Below are 17,406 nucleotides of genomic sequence, written 5' to 3'. Positions count from 1 at the left end.
TCTCCGGCCCGCGAGGACTTCCGCGAGTCAACCCTCGGTGCCGGTCGCCGAGCGCTTGACGACGGGGTCCTTGCCCTCGGTGCTCTCCGACGCAGAGGAGGACCGGGTGGGGACGTCGTTGTCGTCGTCCAGGTCGGTGAGGCGCGCCAGCTCGGCCTCGGCCTCGGTGGCCTCCGCCTCCGCCACGGGGAGGTTGAGCTTCTTCAGCGCCATCTCCTCCTTGATGCGGATGAGGCCCTCCTCGCCGATGTCGAGGAACGCGCGCACCACTTCCGGGTCGAACTGCGTGTTGGCGCAGCGGCGGATTTCCTGGATGGCGTTGGCGAAGGACGTGCCCTTGCGGTACGGCCGGTCGCTCGTCATCGCGTCCAGCGTGTCCGCCACGGCGAAGATGCGCGCGCCGATGTGGATTTCGTGCCGCTGCAGGTTGCGCGGGTAGCCGGCGCCGTCCCAGCGCTCCTGGTGCGAGAGGACGATGGAGGCGGGCGTGTCCAGGAAGGGGATGGCCTGGATCATCTGGAAGCCAATCTCCGGATGCTTCCGCATCTCCATCCACTCGTCCGGGGTCAGCTTGCCCGGCTTGAGGAGCACCGCGTCCGGCACGCCAATCTTGCCGATGTCGTGCAGGAGCGCGCCGCGGCCAATCTCCTCCAGCTCCTTGCTCTGGATGCCCATGCGCTGGGCGATGGCGGACGTGTAGCTGACCACTCGCTGCGAGTGGTCGCTCGTCTCGTGCTCGCGCGCGTCGAGGGCCGCCACCAGCGCCAGCAGCGTGTTCTGATAGGTGTTCGCGATGTCGCGCAGGGCCAGGCGCAGCTCCGCCGTCCTGTCGCGCACCTTGCGCTCCAGCTTCTTCTGGTAGCGCTTGCGAGCCATCTCGATGCGGCGCTTGGCGAGCGCGCGCTCAATCGCACGGATGAGGTCCGTGAGCTTGGGTGGCTTGAGGAGGTAGTCCACCGCGCCACGGCGCAGGCAGTCCACGGCGGACTCGGTGTCGCCGTAGCCGGTGAGCATGATGACGGACGTGTCCGGGAGCCGCTCGCGCAGGTTCTCCAGGAGCCACAGGCCGTCCTTGCCCGGCATCTTCATGTCGCTGATGACGAGCGGAGTGTCCTCCTCGCCCGCGACATCCAGCGCCATCTCGGCACCACTCGCGACGACGCAGTTGTAGCCCTCCTCCCGAAGGAGGACGGAGATGACGTCTCGGACGGAGTCGTCATCATCGACGATGAGGATTCTGGGTGGGGCAGGAGGGATGGCTTCCACGGCGGTCGATTCTAGAGGTTTCCGGGTTTCAATGGCGAACGAGTGCGCGAAATTACCACCCTTCCCGGGTTGGCGGTTGATCCTCCAGTGGACAGGGAGGGAGGGCCCCGGTCGGTGGAGGTTGGGGCGGCCAGGCGCGAATCCAGGCCTGTTTTCCCTCTGAAAACCCCTCGTGGCGGTTGTCTGCCTGGCTGGGCTCCGGGAGGGCTCACCGCCCCGGGAAAGGGGGTGGCGCCACCCCGACGTCCCGGGTTGCGCGCGCGCCCGGAACGGGGGGGCGGTCGTACCGGAAGGGTGTCAGGTCCATGGTGGACTTCTCCCCGAGCACCGCCTGGGTGATGAGCTTCGCGGTGATCGGCGCCAGGAGGATGCCGTTGCGGAAGTGGCCGGTGGCGAGGAACAGGCCGGGCACGGGGCCCTCGCCGAGGAAGGGATTGCGGTCCTCCGTCCACGGGCGGAAGCCGGCCCACGAGTCCGTCACGGGCGCGGAGGCCAGCTCGGGGCACAGCTCCAGCGCCATGTCGAGGATGCGCGCCAGCCCCGCCGCCGTCACCTGCTTGTCGAAGCCGACCAGCTCCATGGTGCTGCCGGCGATGACGCGCCCATCCGCGCGCGGCACGAGGTAGCCCTTCTCCGACGTGAGGATGCGGTCCAGCACCGGCAACCGCGTCTGCAATTGCACCATCTGCCCGCGCGCGGGCCGCACCGCCTTCGGCTCCACGCCAGCGCCCTGCACCAGCGCGGACCACGAGCCCGCCGCGAGCACGACGGCGTCCGCGCGCAGCACCTCGCCGTCCAGGTCCACGCCCACCGCGCGGCCCTGCTCGTGCATCACGCCGCGCACGTAGCCGCTGCGGAACTCGGCGCCCACGCGGGCGGCGGCCATGGAGAGGGCGCGCACCAGCAGCCGGTTGTCCACCTGGTGGTCGTCGGGGAAGTGCGCGGCGGCCAGCGCCTTCGGGGACAGGCGAGGCTCCAGGGCGCGAGCGGCCGTGCCGTCCAACAGCTCCGCGCGCAGGCCCATGCCGCGCTGCCACGCCACCGTGGCGTCCAGGTGATGCACCTCCGCTTCGTTGAAGGCCACCTTGAGGACGCCGCACGGCCGGTAGGCCACGTCCACGCCGGTCAGCTCGCGCAGCTCGGAGGCGAAGGCGGGGTAGAGGCCCCGGCTGCGCAGACACAGCTCCAGGAAGGGGCCGGGCCCGTCGGACTCCATCTGCGGAGCGAGGATTCCCGCGGCGGCGCTCGAGGCCTCCGCGCCGGGAATGGACCGCTCCAACACGGTGACGCGCACGCCCGCCTGCCGGAGGCGCAGGGCGATGCCGCAGCCCATGATGCCGCCCCCCACGATGATGACGTTCGAGACTCGCATGGCGTGCTTCCTGCTCGTCCACCCCCGGGTTTGCAAGCGTGACGACGGGGGCCTCCCGCGAGGGCAGGTTGACGGCGGGGGCCATTGTCGTTACTGATAGGGCCGTGCTTTCCGCGTTCCATCACCACCATGCGCATCATCGGCTCGGCCCGGACGGGTTCGATCGCCATGCGCATGCCTGGGTGAACCGCTAAGCGCCACCCACCCGGCACAAGCCGCAGCGACGAAGGCCCGTCCCCCCCAGGACGGGCCTTTTTTCGTTTCCGCGCACCCTTTCTTCCCCCCGCAGTCCCCGAAGGCCCACCCATGCTGCTGAAGATTGCCCTTCCCAACAAAGGTCGTCTCTCCGAAGAGGTGCGTGAGCTGTTCAACGACGCGGGCCTGGAAGTGAAGGCCCGCGGTGAGCGCGCCCTCACCGCGTCACTGGGCGGAGAGTTCGAAGCCATCTTCGTTCGCGCCCAGGACATCCCGGAGTTCGTCGCCGACGGCGCGGCGCACGCGGGTGTCACCGGCTGGGACCTGGTGAACGAGGCCGGGCGTGAGCTCGAGCTCTTGATGGACCTGGAGTTCGGGAAGTGCCGCCTGGTGGTGGCCGCCCGCGAGGAGAGCGGGCTCACCAACGCGGACGAGGTGAAGAACGGGAGCCGGGTGGCGTCCTGCTTCCCCAAGCTGACGCAGGCCTACTTCGAGAAGCGCGGGCAGAAGGTGACGGTGGTTCCGGTGTCGGGCGCGGCGGAGATTGCCCCCCACCTGGGCATCGCGGACATCGTGGTGGACCTGACGTCCACCGGCTCCACGCTGAAGATGAACGGGCTGCGCGAGGTGGCCACGGTGCTGGAGTCCAGCGCGCGACTGGTGGCCTGCAAGTCCAACGTCCCGGAGGCGCAGCGCAAGCTGGAGGAATTGAAGCTGGCGCTGGGCTCGGTGCTCGCGGCGCGGGGCAAGCGCTACCTCATGGCGAACGTGCCGAAGACGGCGCTCCAGCAGGTGCGCGAGGTGCTGCCAGGCCTCAACGGCCCCACGGTGGTGGACGTGTTGAACGGCGGCAACTTCGTGGCGGTGCACGCGGTGGTGCCTTCGAAGACCATCTACCGCACCGTCAATGCGCTCAAGGCCCTGGGCTGCGAGGGCATCCTCGTCACCCGCATCGAGAGGTTGATGGCGTGATGGATACCCTCACTTCTTCCATCCTCAGGTATCGCGGTCCCCTGTCCGCCCTGTCCGCGGAGGACCGCCGCCGGCTGCTGAACAGGGCAGGCGGCTCCGACGCGCGCGTGGCCTCGCGCGTGAGTGAGCTCATCGCCCGCGTGCGCGACGACGGAGACCGGGCCCTCTTCGAATTGGCGCGCCAGTTCGACCGCGTGGAGTTGAAGGCGCTGGAGGTGCCGCGCGAGCGCTGCGAGAAGGCACTGGCCTCGCTGGACTCCTCCGTGCGCGAGGCGCTGGCCCGCGCGGCGCGCAACATTGCCCGGGCGCACGAGGCGCAGAAGCCGCGCGCCGTCGAAATCGAGACGGAGCCCGGTGTGTGGGTGGGGCGGAGGCCGGACCCGCTGGGACGCGTGGGCGTCTACGCGCCGGGGGGCCGCGCGGTGTACCCCAGCAGCGTGCTGATGGGCGTGGTGCCGGCGAAGGTGGCGGGCGTGGGCGAGGTCATCGTCTGCTCGCCGCCGGGGCCGGACGGGCTGCCCCACGTCAGCGTGCTGGCCGCGGCGGCGCTGGCGGGCGCGGACCGCGTCTTCGCGCTGGGCGGCGCGGGCGCGGTGGCGGCCCTGGCATACGGGACGGAGAGCGTGCCCCGCGTGGACCGCATCGTCGGGCCGGGCAACGCCTACGTGGCCGAGGCGAAGCTCCAGGTGGTGGGCGCGGTGGCGATTGAAGCGCCGGCCGGTCCCAGCGAAATCCTGGTGATTGCGGACGGCACGTCGAGCCCGGACGCGGTGGCGCGGGAGATGCTGGCCCAGGCCGAGCACGACCCGGAGGCCGCGTGCGTGACGCTGGCGGTGGGCGAGGTCCACGCGGATGCCATCGCCCGGGCGGTGGAGCGGCTGGCGCAGGGGGCGAGGCGCTGGGAAATCGTCACCTCGGCGCTGGGCTCGCGGGGCGCGGTGCTGAGCGTGGCGTCGCTGGAGGAGGCCTGGCCTTTCGCGGCGGACTTCGCGCCGGAGCACCTGCTGCTCGCCACCGCGTCGCCGCAGGAGGACCTGTCGCGCGTGCGTAACGCGGGCACCGTGTTCCTGGGTGAGCGCTCCTCGGTGGCCTACGGCGACTACATGACGGGCTCCAACCACGTGCTGCCCACGGCGGGGCTGGCGCGGGCGTACTCGGGGCTGAACCTGCTGGACTTCTACCGGTGGACCACGTGGCAGCGCGTGGAGGCCCCGGCGGCGGCGGCCCTGGCCGAGGACGTGGGCGTGCTCGCGGACAGCGAGGGCCTCTTCGCCCATGCCGACGCGGCGCGGGCCTGGAGGCGTCCGTGATTCCCACGCGAGCCTCGTACCGGGACATTCCCCTCTACGCACCGGCGAAGAAGCCGTGCCGCGTGGACCTGAGTGACAACACCAACCTCTTCGGCACGCCGCCCTCGGCGGAGCGCGTGCTGCGCGAGGCGTCGCTCCGTGCCGTGTCGGGCTACCCCGCGGGCTACTCGCCGGACCTGCGCCGCGCGGTGGCGTCGTATGCGGGGGTGACGCCGGAAGCGGTGACGACGGGCTGCGGCTCGGACGGCATCATCGACAGCGCCATCCGCGCGTTCCTGGAGCCGGGCGACGTGCTCGCCTTCCAGGACCCCACCTTCGTCATGGTGCCGCTGTACTCGAAGATGAACGGGGTGAGGGCCGCGCCGGTGCCGCTGCGCGCGGACTTCGACGTGGACGCGGACGCGCTCGTGGCGACGGGCGCGAAGGTCATCTACCTGTGCTCGCCCAACAACCCCACCGGCACGGCGCTGTCGCGCGCGGCGGTGGAGAAGGTGGTGGAGCGGGCGCCCGGCCTCGTCATCATCGACGAGGCCTACGTGGAGTTCGCGTCGGGGCCGGGCTTCCTGGACCTGGCGCGCACGCGGCCCAACGTGCTGGTGACGCGCACCTTCTCCAAGGCGTACGGCCTGGCGGGCATGCGAGTGGGTTGGGCCGTGGGCGCTCCTGCGCTGGTGGCCGAGGTGGAGAAGGCCCGGGGCCCGTACATGCTCACCGCGCTGTCGGAGGCCATGGCCACCGCCGTGCTCACCGAGGACCGCGAGTGGGTGACGGCGCGGGCACAAGAGGCGGTGGCCAACCGCGAGCGGCTGCGCGGCGAGCTGGTGCAGTTGGGCCTGCGACCGCTGCCGTCGGAGGCCAACTTCCTGATGGTTCCGCTGCCGGGCGCGGCCAGGGTGGCGGAGCGGATGCGGGAGCGGGACGTGAATGTGCGGGCCTTCCAGGGGCTGACCGGGGTGGGGGACGCGCTCCGGATTGGCAGTGGACCGTGGCCCCTCTTGGAGACGGCGCTGACGGCGCTGCGGGAGTCACTGCGATGAGAGTCACCCTGTTCGACTACGGAGCGGGCAACCTGCACTCGCTGGCCAAGGCACTGGCCACGGTGGAGGGCACGGAGGTGCGCGTGCAGGAGGACCCGGTGCGCGCGCTGGACACGGACGTGCTGGTGCTGCCGGGCGTGGGAGCCTTCGGCGCATCGGCGGCGCGGCTGGAGCCGGGACGTCAGGCCATGCGCGACGCGCTGGAGCGCGGCCTGCCGTGCCTGGGCATCTGCCTGGGCATGCAGTTGCTCTTCGACAGCAGCGAGGAGGGCGCGGGTGCCGGCCTGGGCTACTTCACCGGGAAGGTGACGCGGCTGGCCTCGCGGCGCGTGCCGGAGATTGGCTGGAACACGGTGGAGGAGGACCGCACGCTGGCCGGCGCGAAGCTGGACACCGTGTACTACGCGCACAGCTTCGTCTGCCGCGCGACGGACCCGTCCGTCGTCACCGGGTGGACGACGCACGAGGAGGACCGCTTCCCCGCGGCGGTGCGCAGGGGGAAGGTGGTGGGCGTGCAGTTCCACCCGGAGAAGTCCTCCATGTCCGGCGTGCGTTTCGTGCAGGCCTTCCTGAAGGAGGTGGCGCCGTGATTGCCATTCCAGCCATCGACCTGCGCGAGGGCGCGTGCGTGCAGTTGGTGGGCGGCTCGTACGACGCGGAGAAGGTGCGCGTGAACGACCCGTTGGACGCACTGAGGCAGTGGCGCGACCACGGCTTCCGCACCTTCCACGTGGTGGACCTGGACGCGGCGCTGGGCAAGGGCTCCAACGCGGACGCCATCTTCCGGCTGACGTCGTACGAGCGCGGCCTCACCTTCACGGTGGGCGGTGGCGTGCGCGACTCGGACCGGGCGGAGGCCGTGCTCGAAGGAGGCGCGTCGGCCGTCGTGGTGGGCACTCGGGCGATTGAAGATACCGCGTGGTTGTCGGAAGTGGCCGGCCGCTACCCGGGCCGGGTGGTGGTGGCCGCGGACGTGAAGGGCCGCGAGGTGGTGACGCGCGGCTGGACGGCGGGCAGCGCGCGGGACATCCGCGACGTGCTCGCCGCGCTGGAGCCGCTGCCGCTGGCCGGGCTGCTGGTGACGGCGGTGCACAAGGAAGGGCAGCTGTCGGGCGTGGACCTGCCGCTGATGCAGGAGGTGGCGCGCACCAGCCGCCACCGGCTCTACGCCTCGGGCGGAGTGACGACGCTGGAGGACTTGAGGGCGCTGGCGGAGGCGGGGGCGTACGGGGCGGTCATCGGCATGGCGCTGTACACGGGCAGGCTGGACGCGCGCGCGGTCGCGCAGGAGTTCGCGGGATGACCACCGTCATTCGGGAGACGAAGGAGACGAAGGTCCAGGTGGAGTTGGCGCTCGGCAAGGGCGTCACCCAGGTGGACACGGGCCTGAAGTTCTTCGACCACATGCTGTCCACCTTCGCGCGCTACGCGGGGTTGGACTTGAAGCTGCACGCGCGGGGCGACCTCACCCACCACGTCATGGAGGACGTGGCGATTACGCTGGGCACGGCGGTGCAGAAGGTGATTCCCGCCACCGCGGCGCGCTTCGCGGAGCGGACCATTCCCATGGACGACGCGCTGGTGCAGGCGTGCCTGGATGCGGGCGGACGCTTCTACTACCAGGGCCCGCTGAAGAACCGGCTCTACGAGCACTGGATGCGCTCGTTCAGCGAGCACGCGAAGGTGACGCTGCACCTGCGCATCCTGCGCGGCAAGGACAGCCACCACGCGACGGAGGCCGCCTTCAAGGCGCTGGGGCTGGCGCTGCGTGACGCCATGGTGGACTCGGGCACGGTGTTCAGCATGAAGGGCTCCGTGGCCCTGGAGGTGAAGTGATGCTCACCCGGCGACTCATCGTCTGCCTGGACGTGAAGGGCGGGCGCGTGGTGAAGGGCGTCCAGTTCGAGGGCCTGCGCGACGTGGGCGACCCGGTGGAACTGGCGAAGCGCTACGAGCAGGAGGGTGCGGACGAGGTGACCTTCCTGGACATCTCCGCGAGCGCCGAGGAGCGCGGCACCCTCTGGGAATTGGTGCAGCGCACCGCGGAACGACTGTTCATTCCGCTCACCGTCGGCGGCGGCGTGCGCACGGCTGACGACGTGGGCCGGGCCCTGCGCGCGGGCGCGGACAAGGTGAGCATCAACTCGGCGGCGGTGGCCAACCCCGCGGTGCTGACGGCGTGCGCGGAGCGCTTCGGCGCGCAGTGCGTCGTGGCCAGCATCGACGCCAAGAGGGAAGACGGGCGCTGGCGCGTCTACACCCATGGCGGCCGGAAGCCCACGGACCTGGATGCGGTGGCGTGGGCCCGCGAGTGCGTGTCGCGCGGGGCAGGGGAGGTGCTGCTCACCAGCATCGACCGGGACGGGGCGCGCACCGGCTATGACCTGGAGTTGACGCGCGCGGTGGCGGACGCGGTGGACGTGCCCGTCATCGCGTCGGGCGGGGCGGGCAACGCGGCGCACGTGCGGGACGCGCTGAAGCAGGGCGGCGCGGACGCGGCGCTGGTGGCCGGCATCCTCCACGACGGCGTCACCACGGTGGGCGCCATCAAGTCGCTGCTCCGCGAGGGCGGCCTGCACATCCGGAGCGGGACATGAACGACAGACAGGCACTGATGCAGGCGGCGGCGGACGTGGCGCGGCTGGCCGGGGACGTGGCGCTCGGCTTCTTCCGCGGCGGCATCGCGGTGGACACCAAGTCGGACGGCACGCCGGTGACGGTGGCGGACCGGACGGCCGAGCAGGCGGCCCGCGACTGGATTTCGGCCCGCTTCCCGGAGGACGGCATCCTCGGCGAGGAGTTCGGAGAGACGCGGCCGGGCGCGGAGCGCCGTTGGATTCTGGACCCCATCGACGGCACGAAGACGTTCATCCGCGGCGTGCCGCTGTGGGGCACGCTGGTGGCGGTAGCCAAGAACGAGCGCATCCTCGCGGGCGCCGCGTACTTCCCCGCGGTGGGCGAAATGCTCGTGGCCGCTCCGGGGCAGGGTTGTTTCTGGAATGACAAGCCGACGCGCGTCTCCACGCAGGCGGAGCTGTCGAAGGCGGTGGTGCTGTCCACCGACGAGCGCTTCCTCGTGCACCTGGAGCGGGGCGAGGCCTGGCGCGCCCTGGCGAAGGAGGCGGCCATGGACCGCACCTGGGGTGACTGCTACGGCTACCTGCTCGTGGCCACGGGCAGGGCGGAGGTGATGGTGGACGAGGTGCTGTCGTCCTGGGACGCGGCGGCGCTGCAGCCCATCATCGAGGAGGCGGGCGGCGTCTTCACCGACTGGACGGGCCGGCAGACCTCCTTCGGCGGCAACTGCATCGCGACCAATGGCGCCCTGGCGCGCGTGGTGCGCGAGCGGCTGGGCGCGACGGAGGTGGTGCGATGACGGCGGTGACGTTGGACCTGGACCGGCTCGACTTCGCCAAGGGCGGGGGCCTGGTGACGGTGGTGGCGCAGGACGCGAGCACCGGCGACGTGCTGATGGTGGCGCACGCGGACCGCGAGGCGCTCGAACGCACGCTGGCCACCCGCGAGATGCACTACCGCTCGCGCACGCGGGGCCTGTGGCACAAGGGCGGCACCAGCGGGAACGTGCAGCGCGTGGTGTCGCTCAGCGCGGACTGCGACGGGGACGCGGTGCTGGCCCGGGTAGAGAAGGCCGGCCCCGCCTGCCACACGGGCGAGGAGACCTGCTTCGGCCCTGGACGGTGGGACGCGCTCGCAGCGCTGGACGCCACCATCGCCCGGCGCGCCACCCAGGCGTCCCCCGAGGGCGAGAAGCCGAGCTACACGCGCCGGCTGCTGGACGACCGGAACCTGCGCCTGAAGAAGATTGGCGAGGAGGCCGCGGAGCTGGTGACGGCGTGCGCGGATGGCGACAAGGAGCGCGCGGTGGAGGAGGCGGCGGACGTGTTCTACCACGTGCTCGTCGCGGTGAAGCCGCTGGGCCTCACGCTGGAAGAGGTGAAGGCCGTCCTCGCCCGCCGCGCCGCGCGCTGAAGCAGCGCGCGAGTCGCCTCCGTCGCGAGGACAGTGGCCATCTTCACCGAGCGTGCATACCTGCACACGCAAGGAGGAAGTCACGCATGGCCGCGAAGGCGAAGAAGCAGGTGAGGTCCTCGGCGAAGAAACAGGCGAAGCCCACGGCGAAGAAGGCGGCGAAGTCCGCGCGTCGCAAGACGCCCCAGGTGAAGCGCGCCGCGAAGAAGGCGTCGGCGAAGAAGGTGCCGGCCGCGAAGAAGGCGCCGGCCGCGAAGAAGACGGGCGCGCGCAAGCAGGGGGGCGCGAAGAGCACGGGCACCTCCGCGCGCACCGCCAGCAAGCGCCCGCGCCGCGCCGCGGCGAAGAAGAGCGGGCGCGGAGCCCGCATGCCGGCGCCCACGGCTCCCGCGCCCACTGACGCGGGGATGCCGGTGGAGCCGCCGCCGACGGGTGGTCAGCCCTGAGTGGATCAGGCGCCCCCAGCGGGCGCCGCCGTTCCCGCATTTCCGGTCGGGACTTCCGAGCCTTCCTGAGACATTGAGGGTGCGCAGGGGCAGTGTCACCCTCGACCCGGACGGTTTTGTCCGTCAGGACTGCAGCGCGACAGCATGGCTGCCACGCAATGTGGATCAGGGTAGGTGCTCACTCTCTTCAACGAGAGGAGTGTTCCTGCTACACATTCGGGCGCACGGCGGAGTGGAGATCGCCGGGCGGGCGCTTGCAAACCGTCCGCCTCACCGGAGGCATCGTGAACGGCCCCACCTACAAGGCTGAAATCATCGACCGCGTCATCTTCACCCGCTGGCCGAATCCTCCGACGAAGGAGGACGTCACGACGATCCTGGCGCAGATGCAGGACGCGGCCAAACGGCTGGGCGCGAACCTCATCTACGTCGGCTCGGTGAGCCCCAAGTCGAAGGTGCCGGACGCGCAGGAGCGCGCGGTGCTCAACCAGTTCCTGCTCGACGCCCGCCGCACCTGCGTGGAGCAGGCGTGGCTCATCTACGAGGGCACGGACCTGCAGCACAACCTCCAGCGCGTCATCATCTCCGGCGTGCTGATCCTCACGCGCACCTTCGACAACTTCCTGTCGGTGGCCAAGTCCGGTGACTCCATCATCAAGGACGTCAGCGCGGTGCTGAAGAAGGACGCGTCGCCCATCTTCGGCATGGCGAAGGAGAAGGGCCTCCTGGGCTGAAGAGGCCCTCCGGCGCTCACCGGGCGCCGATGACCTCCAGCTCCTTCACCTCCACGCCCGCGCGCTCCGGGAAGACGCTCACCGCGTCCACGTCGAGCAGCGGCACCGTGGGCTTGCAATCCTCCCACTGACCCGTGCCACGGAAGTGGCACACGGTGGGGTTGACGAAGAAGAAGCCTCCCTCCGGATCCTTCAGCCCCACCCCTGAGGGGGTCCGGACAATGGCCCGCAGCGAGCCCGGCCCGGTGGCGCGGATCCGCAGGGACGCGAGGTGCTTCAGCTCGGGGGCATAACCCGCGCGCAGGGCTCCGTCCGCGGCCCACCGCTTGCCGGGCGCGGCATTGCTCACGACGACGCCGGTATTCACGTCCTTGTCGAATGCCTGCCGCTCAGGCTTCGCGCCCGTCACCTGGTCCGGTCGCACGGCCTTTGTCTCAATAGATCGGGCGGTGACGAGCGCCACCAGCTTCGGCGCCGCCTGGAGCCCCTGCTGCGCGGCGGCGGCCCGCAGCACCGCGTCCGGCAGCAGTCCGGCCTCCGCGCACGTGGGCGCCAGCTCCGTCACGAGCGTCCGCACCGCGTCGCTGACCGGGGTGTCGGACTGGGCGGCCGGCGCGAGCCCCAGCCGGACGAGTGAGTCACAGGCCGCCTTCGTGCCCTCCTGCCCGGCGTGAGCCAGGTTCCACCGCGATTCCGCCAGCGCCGCGGCGTCAGGTACCCGACCCACGGCCCCCTCCAGGAGCGCCTGGCCCACGCTCTGGGCACAGACATTGGCTGCGGGCGGGCAGCGCTCACACAGTGTGGCGAGCAGCCCCCGCAGGGGTGCCGACTCACCGGCGGCGAGGGGCGCTCGCACGGCCAGCGCGCCGCCGAGCTCGCAGGCCCGCTCCGGGAGCGCGGGGCAGGCGTCCAGCTTCTGGCGGGCCTCGGCATGGGCCCGGGCGTCCTGGGGGGCTCGCAGGGCGCCGTCGAGGGCGCGCTCCAGGGTGCGGCACTCGGGAGAAGCCACCGGGAGGCCCGGAGTGGGAGAGGCGGCGGGAGGTGCTTTGCCGGCCGCGTCACGCCGGGCGAGCCCGTCCGGTTGGCCACCGGACGACGCATCTCGGTGCGTCACCCAGTAGAGGCGGCCAAAAGCGGCCAGCGCCAGCAGCATCAGCAGAAGCGTTCGGACGGGGAAACGGCGCACGAGCAAACTCCTTGATTCCAACCGGGACCGGGGGTTATCAGCCCCCCCGGGTTCCATCCGCAATAGTTACGGAGGCGTGCGTGGCTGAGACGTTCGACGTGGTGATCATCGGTTCGGGCCCTGGTGGCTACGTGGGTGCCATCCGAGCGGGTCAGCTCGGGCTGAAGACGGCCATCATCGAGAGGGACAAGCGGCTGGGCGGCACCTGCCTCCATCGTGGCTGCATCCCCACCAAGTCCCTCCTGTGGACCGCGGAGCTGTTCCATCACGTCAAGGAGGCGGCCGACTTCGGCATCGACGTTTCCAGCCCGACCATCAACTGGGCGAACGCGATGAAGCACAAGAACAAGGTCGTCACCAAGGGCGCGGGTGGCATCGACTTCTTGATGAAGAAGAACAAGGTGACCGTGGTCAAGGGCCATGGCCGCATTGCCGGCAAGGGCAAGGTGGAGGTCACCGCCGAGGACGGCTCCAAGCAGGTGCTGGAGGCGAAGAACATCATCATCGCCACCGGCTCGGTGCCCAAGTCCCTGCCCAACGTCCCCGTGGACCACAAGCGGGTGATGAACAGCGACTCCATCCTCGACATCGACCACATCCCCAAGAGCATCATCGTCCTGGGCGCCGGCGCGGTGGGCTGCGAGTTCGCCTCCGTGTTCAACCACGTGGGCAGCAAGACCTCGATTGTCGAGTACATGCCCGCGCTGCTGCCGATTGAGGACGCGGACATCTCCAAGGAGCTGGAGAAGCTCTTCAAGCGCCGCGGCATCGACGTGCACACCGGCTCGGCGGTGGAGAAGGTGGAGCACACCGCGGACGGCGTGCGCGTCACCATGAAGGTCGGCAACGAGACGAAGACGCTCGAGGCCGAAATCCTCCTGTCCGCGGTGGGCCGCGCGCCCGTCACCGAGGACGTGGGCCTGAACCTGACGAGCATCAAGCCCGAGCGCGGCTTCATCAAGGTCGACACGATGATGCGCACCACGGAGCCCAACGTGTACGCGGTGGGTGACGTCATCCCCACGCCGATGCTCGCGCACATGGCCAGCGCCGAGTGCGTGGTGGCGGTGGAGCACATCGCGGGCAAGAACCCGCAGCCCATCAACTACGACCTCACCCCGTCCGCCACGTACTGCTACCCCGAGGTCGCCTCGGTGGGCCTGACGGAGAAGAAGGCCAAGGAGCGCGGCTACGACGTGAAGTTCACCATCGCCCCCTTCGGCGCGGTGACCAAGTCGGCCATCTCCAACGAGTCGATCGGCATGATCAAGGTCATCTCCGACAAGAAGTACGACGAGGTGCTCGGCGTGCACCTCATCGGCCCGCACGCCACCGAGCTGCTGGCCGAGGCGTGCGTCGCGCTGAAGCTGGAGATCACCACCGAGGAGCTGGCGAACACCATCCACGCGCACCCCACGCTCTCGGAGATCATGCACGAGGGCGCCGAGGCCACGCTGGGCCACCCGCGCCACTTCTAGTCGCTTCAGGGCTCACGCCCGTGAGTCACCCAGGCCGTCCCGGGCTCCACGCCCGCGGGCGGCCTGTCCATTTCTGGAGGTACGTGCACCGGCACCTCCAGCAACTCAGCCAGGTCGAACGCGTCCAGCAGCGCGTGCCCGTGGAGGTCGTTGTTGAAGTAGACCCACGCGGTGTGGCCGCGTGCCCGCCACGCCTTCAAGTCCTTCGCCACGGGCCGCAGGGCCGCGCGCCCGTAGCGCCCGGCGTAGCGGCTGCCCGCGCCGTGGAAGCGGAGGTAGCGGAACGCCGCGGTGGGCTTCGGGGCGGGCTCGGGAGCCTGGACGAGGTCGTGCTCGCACAGCGCGGCGCGGTGGCGGCGGAGCACGTCCAGCACCTCCGGGTGGTACCAGGCGGGGTGGCGGAACTCGACCACCTGCTGCACACCCGCGGGCTGCGCGGCGAGGAAGCGCGCCAGCCGCTCCGGATCCGGCTTCGTCATGTGCGGCGGCAATTGCCAGAGGACGGGGCCCAGCTTGCGGCCCAGGCGGAGCACCGGCGTGTAGTAGCGCTCCAGGCCCTCGCCCACGTCGGCCAGGCGCTTCATGTGCGTGAGGAAGCGGCTGCCCTTGCACGCGAAGCGGAAGCCCGGGGGCACCGCGTCGCGCCAGCCATCCACGGCCTGCGCGGTGGGCAGGCGGTAGAAGGTCGCGTTGAGCTCCACCGTGGTGAAGACCTGGGCGTAGCGGGGGAGCCACCGGCTGGCCGGCAGCCCGGCGGGGTAGAGCAGTCCCTTCCAGTGCTTGTAGACGTACCCGCTGGTGCCCAGGTGGACGACGGCCATGCCCACAGCCTGGGCATCCGGGCGTGGCGATGCTGCTCCCGCTCGGGCTGCCTGCCCGGCGTCAGGGCATTAGTAGGGAGACGACAACAGGGAAGCTGCTGGCGGGGGCTGACGCCTCGCGTTAGAGGCTTCCCGCTTGAACGTCTTTCGTCCAACCCATAGAAGGCGCGCGATCCATGGCGACTCCCGACCGGTTTCCTCTCCCCCAGGTGACTGAGACCACCCGCAAGCCGGAGTGGCTCAAGGTCCGTCTGCCGCACGGCGAGGGCTACGAGCGGGTCAAAGCGATTGTGAAGCGGACGAAGCTGGCCACCGTGTGCGAGGAGGCCCGCTGCCCGAACATCGCCGAGTGCTGGGGCGGCGGCACGGCCACCGTCATGCTGATGGGCGAGGTCTGCACGCGCGCCTGCCGCTTCTGCCACGTGAAGGTGGGCGCGCCCCCGCCGCTGGACCCGATGGAGCCCATCCATCTGGCCCAGGCGGTGAAGGAGATGAACCTCGAGTACATCGTCGTCACCTCGGTGAATCGTGACGACCGGCCGGACGGCGGCGCCAGCCACTTCGCGTCCGCCATCCGCGAGCTGCGCAAGGAGAGCCCGAAGACCATCGTCGAGGTGCTCATCCCCGACTTCAAGGGCGTGGAGAAGGACCTGACCACGGTGGCCGAGGCGAAGCCGCACGTCGTCGCCCACAACGTGGAGACGGTGGAGCGCCTCACCCCCACCGTGCGAGACCGCCGCGCCACCTACCGCCAGTCGCTGAAGGTGCTCGAGTACCTGAAGAACCGCCCCGAGGGCCTCTACACCAAGACGTCCGTCATGGTGGGCCTGGGCGAGACGGACGCGGAGCTGGAGCAGACCTTCAAGGACTTGCGCAACGTGGGCGTGGACGTGCTGACGCTGGGCCAGTACCTCCAGCCGTCGCAGTACCACCTGCGCGTGGAGCGCTTCGTCACGCCCGCGCAGTTCGAGGCGTACAAGTCGCTGGCCGAGTCGTACGGCTTCCTCTACGTGGCCTCGGGTCCGCTCGTGCGCAGCAGCTACCGCGCGGCCGAGTTCTTCATGAAGGGCCTGATGGAGCGCGAGCGCCTCGAGCGCCTCGGCTGAGCCGGGCCTGGCCACCATGGGCGAGACCTTTCGATTCGTGGCTTGACGCACACCCTGTTCCTCTCGGAAAGACGACCCCATGGCGATCTTCGAATTCAAGCTCCCCGACCTCGGTGAAGGCGTGATGGAAGGCGAGCTGGTGAAGTGGCACGTGAAGGAAGGCGACCCCGTCAAGGAAGACCAGGTGCTCGCCGAGGTCATGACGGACAAGGCCACCGTCACCGTCCCCACCCCCAAGGCGGGCCGCGTCGTGAAGACGCACGGCAAGGAAGGGGACATGGCGAAGGTGCACCAGCTCCTCGTCACCCTGGAGATTGAAGGCGCGGCTCCGGCGCAGGCGGCGGGTCATGGCGCGGCGGCTCCGGCTCCGGCGGCTGCCACGGCGGCGCCTGTTGCCGCGGCCACCGCGGCGGCTCCGGCTCCCACGACGAAGGTGCTGGCCACGCCCGTCACCCGGCGCATGGCGCGCGAGCACGGCCTGGATCTGGCGACCATCGCCGGCTCGGGGCCGCAGGGCCGCGTGACGAAGGCGGACGTGAAGGCGGCGCTGGAGGGTGGCGCTGAGAAGAACGTGGTGGCGCCCGCGGCTCAGCAGGTGCGTCCCGCCGCGCCGCCGGTGTCGGCCGGCCGTGCGGACGAGCGCGTTCCCCTGCGCGGCCTGCGCAAGAAGATCGCCGAGAAGATGGTGCGCTCGAAGTTCACGATGCCGCACTTCGCCTTCGTGGAGGAGGTGGACGCGACGGACCTGGTGGCCCTGCGCGCGCGGCTCAACAAGCAGCTGGCGGCGGCGGGTGACAACACCAAGCTCAACTACCTGCCGTTCATCATCAAGGCGACCATCGCCGCGCTGAAGAAGTTCCCGCACCTCAACGCCAACTTCGACGAGACCACGCAGGAACTGGTGGTGCGCGGCGAGTACAACATCGGCATGGCGGTGGCGACGCCGGACGGCCTCACCGTGGCGGTGGTGAAGGACGCGGACCGGCTGACGCTGGCTGAGCTGGCGCAGGAGACGGCCCGCCTGGGCGTCGCCGCGCGCGAGCGGAAGCTGAAGCTGGAGGAGCTGACCGGCGGCACCTTCACGATTACGTCGCTCGGCCAGAGCGGCGGCCTGTTCGCCACGCCCATCATCAACCACCCCGAGGTGGGCATCATGGGCGTGCACAAGCTGAAGCAGCGCCCGGCGGTGAAGGACGGCCAGGTCGTCGTGCGCGACATGATGAACCTGTCGCTGTCGTGCGACCACCGCGTCATCGACGGCTCGGTGGCTGCGGACTTCGTGTACGAGGTCATCAAGTACCTGGAGAAGCCGGACCTGCTGTTCCTGGCCATGGCGTGAGGTAAGCGCCACGACCGCTCCGCTCTCCACGAGAGCGGACGCGGCGGGCGCGCCGTCGCCGGAGGCGCTGGTGGCGCTCTACCGGGCGATGATGCGCATCCGTGTGGTGGACGAGCGGTGAGCGGGTCGTCGTGTCTCGGCAACCCGCTCCTGC

18 protein-coding genes are annotated in these 17,406 nt (G+C 70.5%); 14 read left to right on the top strand and 4 right to left on the bottom strand.

Going from position 1 to position 17,406, the window contains the following annotated elements:
* Nucleotides 1-27 precede the first annotated feature (27 nt).
* Nucleotides 28-1,266: an HD-GYP domain-containing protein gene (locus G4D86_RS12445; RefSeq protein ID WP_163993015.1), complete on the bottom strand. Its 1,239-nt coding sequence runs from the start codon at nt 1,264-1,266 to the stop codon at nt 28-30.
* 208 nt (nt 1,267-1,474) lie between these two features.
* Nucleotides 1,475-2,638: a glycine oxidase ThiO gene (gene thiO, locus G4D86_RS12440; RefSeq protein WP_163993013.1), complete on the bottom strand. Its 1,164-nt coding sequence runs from the start codon at nt 2,636-2,638 to the stop codon at nt 1,475-1,477.
* A gap of 306 nt (nt 2,639-2,944) precedes the next feature.
* On the opposite strand from thiO, the gene hisG reads away from it, so the two are divergent.
* The 11 genes from hisG to G4D86_RS12385 all read left to right on the top strand — a co-directional run bounded on the left by hisG (nt 2,945) and on the right by G4D86_RS12385 (nt 11,322).
* Nucleotides 2,945-3,805, top strand: coding sequence for an ATP phosphoribosyltransferase (hisG, locus tag G4D86_RS12435; RefSeq protein WP_163993011.1), 861 nt, complete (start codon nt 2,945-2,947; stop codon nt 3,803-3,805).
* Nucleotides 3,805-5,115, top strand: a complete 1,311-nt coding sequence (gene hisD, locus G4D86_RS12430) for a histidinol dehydrogenase (protein WP_205519551.1) — start codon at nt 3,805-3,807, stop codon at nt 5,113-5,115. Before hisG ends, hisD begins: the two co-directional genes overlap by 1 nt.
* Nucleotides 5,112-6,152, top strand: coding sequence for a pyridoxal phosphate-dependent aminotransferase (locus tag G4D86_RS12425; RefSeq protein ID WP_163993007.1), 1,041 nt, complete (start codon nt 5,112-5,114; stop codon nt 6,150-6,152). The genes hisD and G4D86_RS12425 overlap by 4 nt, the downstream gene beginning before the upstream one ends.
* Nucleotides 6,149-6,742: an imidazole glycerol phosphate synthase subunit HisH gene (hisH, locus tag G4D86_RS12420; protein WP_163993004.1), complete on the top strand. Its 594-nt coding sequence runs from the start codon at nt 6,149-6,151 to the stop codon at nt 6,740-6,742. The genes G4D86_RS12425 and hisH overlap by 4 nt, the downstream gene beginning before the upstream one ends.
* Nucleotides 6,739-7,455, top strand: a complete 717-nt coding sequence (locus G4D86_RS12415) for a 1-(5-phosphoribosyl)-5-[(5-phosphoribosylamino)methylideneamino]imidazole-4-carboxamide isomerase (RefSeq protein WP_163993002.1) — start codon at nt 6,739-6,741, stop codon at nt 7,453-7,455. Before hisH ends, G4D86_RS12415 begins: the two co-directional genes overlap by 4 nt.
* Nucleotides 7,452-7,988 carry an imidazoleglycerol-phosphate dehydratase gene (locus tag G4D86_RS12410; protein ID WP_163993000.1) on the top strand — a complete coding sequence of 179 codons (537 nt, stop codon included), beginning with the start codon at nt 7,452-7,454 and terminating at the stop codon, nt 7,986-7,988. Before G4D86_RS12415 ends, G4D86_RS12410 begins: the two co-directional genes overlap by 4 nt.
* Nucleotides 7,988-8,749: an imidazole glycerol phosphate synthase subunit HisF gene (hisF, locus tag G4D86_RS12405; RefSeq protein ID WP_163992998.1), complete on the top strand. Its 762-nt coding sequence runs from the start codon at nt 7,988-7,990 to the stop codon at nt 8,747-8,749. Before G4D86_RS12410 ends, hisF begins: the two co-directional genes overlap by 1 nt.
* Entirely contained in the window at nt 8,746-9,528 is a 783-nt protein-coding gene (hisN, locus tag G4D86_RS12400; protein ID WP_163992995.1) for a histidinol-phosphatase, read from the top strand. Before hisF ends, hisN begins: the two co-directional genes overlap by 4 nt.
* Nucleotides 9,525-10,142, top strand: coding sequence for a bifunctional phosphoribosyl-AMP cyclohydrolase/phosphoribosyl-ATP diphosphatase HisIE (gene hisIE, locus G4D86_RS12395; RefSeq protein ID WP_205519549.1), 618 nt, complete (start codon nt 9,525-9,527; stop codon nt 10,140-10,142). The genes hisN and hisIE overlap by 4 nt, the downstream gene beginning before the upstream one ends.
* An 86-nt stretch (nt 10,143-10,228) precedes the next feature.
* Nucleotides 10,229-10,588 carry a histone H1 gene (locus G4D86_RS12390; RefSeq protein ID WP_163992994.1) on the top strand — a complete coding sequence of 120 codons (360 nt, stop codon included), beginning with the start codon at nt 10,229-10,231 and terminating at the stop codon, nt 10,586-10,588.
* 284 nt (nt 10,589-10,872) lie between these two features.
* On the top strand, nt 10,873-11,322 hold the full coding sequence (locus G4D86_RS12385) for a DofB protein (RefSeq protein WP_163992991.1): 450 nt from the start codon (nt 10,873-10,875) through the stop codon (nt 11,320-11,322).
* A 16-nt stretch (nt 11,323-11,338) separates the two neighbouring features.
* On the opposite strand, the gene G4D86_RS12380 is transcribed toward G4D86_RS12385, so the two are convergent.
* A complete protein-coding gene (locus G4D86_RS12380; protein WP_240360206.1) occupies nt 11,339-12,508 on the bottom strand; it encodes a serine/threonine-protein kinase in 1,170 nt (389 codons plus the stop codon).
* 80 nt (nt 12,509-12,588) lie between these two features.
* Here G4D86_RS12380 and lpdA point away from each other — a divergent pair, with 80 nt between their 5' ends.
* Nucleotides 12,589-13,986, top strand: coding sequence for a dihydrolipoyl dehydrogenase (gene lpdA / locus G4D86_RS12375; protein ID WP_163992988.1), 1,398 nt, complete (start codon nt 12,589-12,591; stop codon nt 13,984-13,986).
* A 5-nt stretch (nt 13,987-13,991) separates the two neighbouring features.
* Here lpdA and G4D86_RS12370 read toward each other — a convergent pair whose 3' ends face one another.
* Complete coding sequence (locus G4D86_RS12370; protein WP_163992985.1) at nt 13,992-14,807, bottom strand: DUF72 domain-containing protein; 816 nt, start codon at nt 14,805-14,807, stop codon at nt 13,992-13,994.
* A 176-nt stretch (nt 14,808-14,983) separates the two neighbouring features.
* Here G4D86_RS12370 and lipA point away from each other — a divergent pair, with 176 nt between their 5' ends.
* Both lipA and G4D86_RS12360 read left to right on the top strand, forming a co-directional pair.
* Nucleotides 14,984-15,913, top strand: coding sequence for a lipoyl synthase (lipA, locus tag G4D86_RS12365; RefSeq protein WP_163992983.1), 930 nt, complete (start codon nt 14,984-14,986; stop codon nt 15,911-15,913).
* Nucleotides 15,914-15,992: 79 nt separating this feature from the next.
* Nucleotides 15,993-17,252 carry a dihydrolipoamide acetyltransferase family protein gene (locus G4D86_RS12360; RefSeq protein ID WP_163992981.1) on the top strand — a complete coding sequence of 420 codons (1,260 nt, stop codon included), beginning with the start codon at nt 15,993-15,995 and terminating at the stop codon, nt 17,250-17,252.
* The last annotated feature ends 154 nt before the right edge of the window (nt 17,253-17,406 follow it).

Source organism: Pyxidicoccus caerfyrddinensis, from assembly GCF_010894405.1.
Taxonomy (GTDB): Bacteria; Myxococcota; Myxococcia; order Myxococcales; family Myxococcaceae; genus Myxococcus; species Myxococcus caerfyrddinensis.
The sequence above is the reverse complement of the archived record's forward strand: the minus strand, read 5'-3'. Positions and strand labels throughout refer to the sequence as shown.

Coding starts and splice junctions, on each gene's coding strand:
- hisG (WP_163993011.1), top strand. CDS start 2,945: ATGCTGCTGAAGATTGCCCTTCCCAACAAAGGTCGTCTCTCCGAAGAG.
- G4D86_RS12390 (WP_163992994.1), top strand. CDS start 10,229: ATGGCCGCGAAGGCGAAGAAGCAGGTGAGGTCCTCGGCGAAGAAACAG.
- G4D86_RS12410 (WP_163993000.1), top strand. CDS start 7,452: ATGACCACCGTCATTCGGGAGACGAAGGAGACGAAGGTCCAGGTGGAG.
- hisD (WP_205519551.1), top strand. CDS start 3,805: ATGGATACCCTCACTTCTTCCATCCTCAGGTATCGCGGTCCCCTGTCC.
- lipA (WP_163992983.1), top strand. CDS start 14,984: ATGGCGACTCCCGACCGGTTTCCTCTCCCCCAGGTGACTGAGACCACC.
- hisIE (WP_205519549.1), top strand. CDS start 9,525: ATGACGGCGGTGACGTTGGACCTGGACCGGCTCGACTTCGCCAAGGGC.
- G4D86_RS12370 (WP_163992985.1), bottom strand. CDS start 14,807: ATGGCCGTCGTCCACCTGGGCACCAGCGGGTACGTCTACAAGCACTGG.
- G4D86_RS12360 (WP_163992981.1), top strand. CDS start 15,993: ATGGCGATCTTCGAATTCAAGCTCCCCGACCTCGGTGAAGGCGTGATG.
- hisH (WP_163993004.1), top strand. CDS start 6,149: ATGAGAGTCACCCTGTTCGACTACGGAGCGGGCAACCTGCACTCGCTG.
- hisN (WP_163992995.1), top strand. CDS start 8,746: ATGAACGACAGACAGGCACTGATGCAGGCGGCGGCGGACGTGGCGCGG.
- hisF (WP_163992998.1), top strand. CDS start 7,988: ATGCTCACCCGGCGACTCATCGTCTGCCTGGACGTGAAGGGCGGGCGC.
- thiO (WP_163993013.1), bottom strand. CDS start 2,638: ATGCGAGTCTCGAACGTCATCATCGTGGGGGGCGGCATCATGGGCTGC.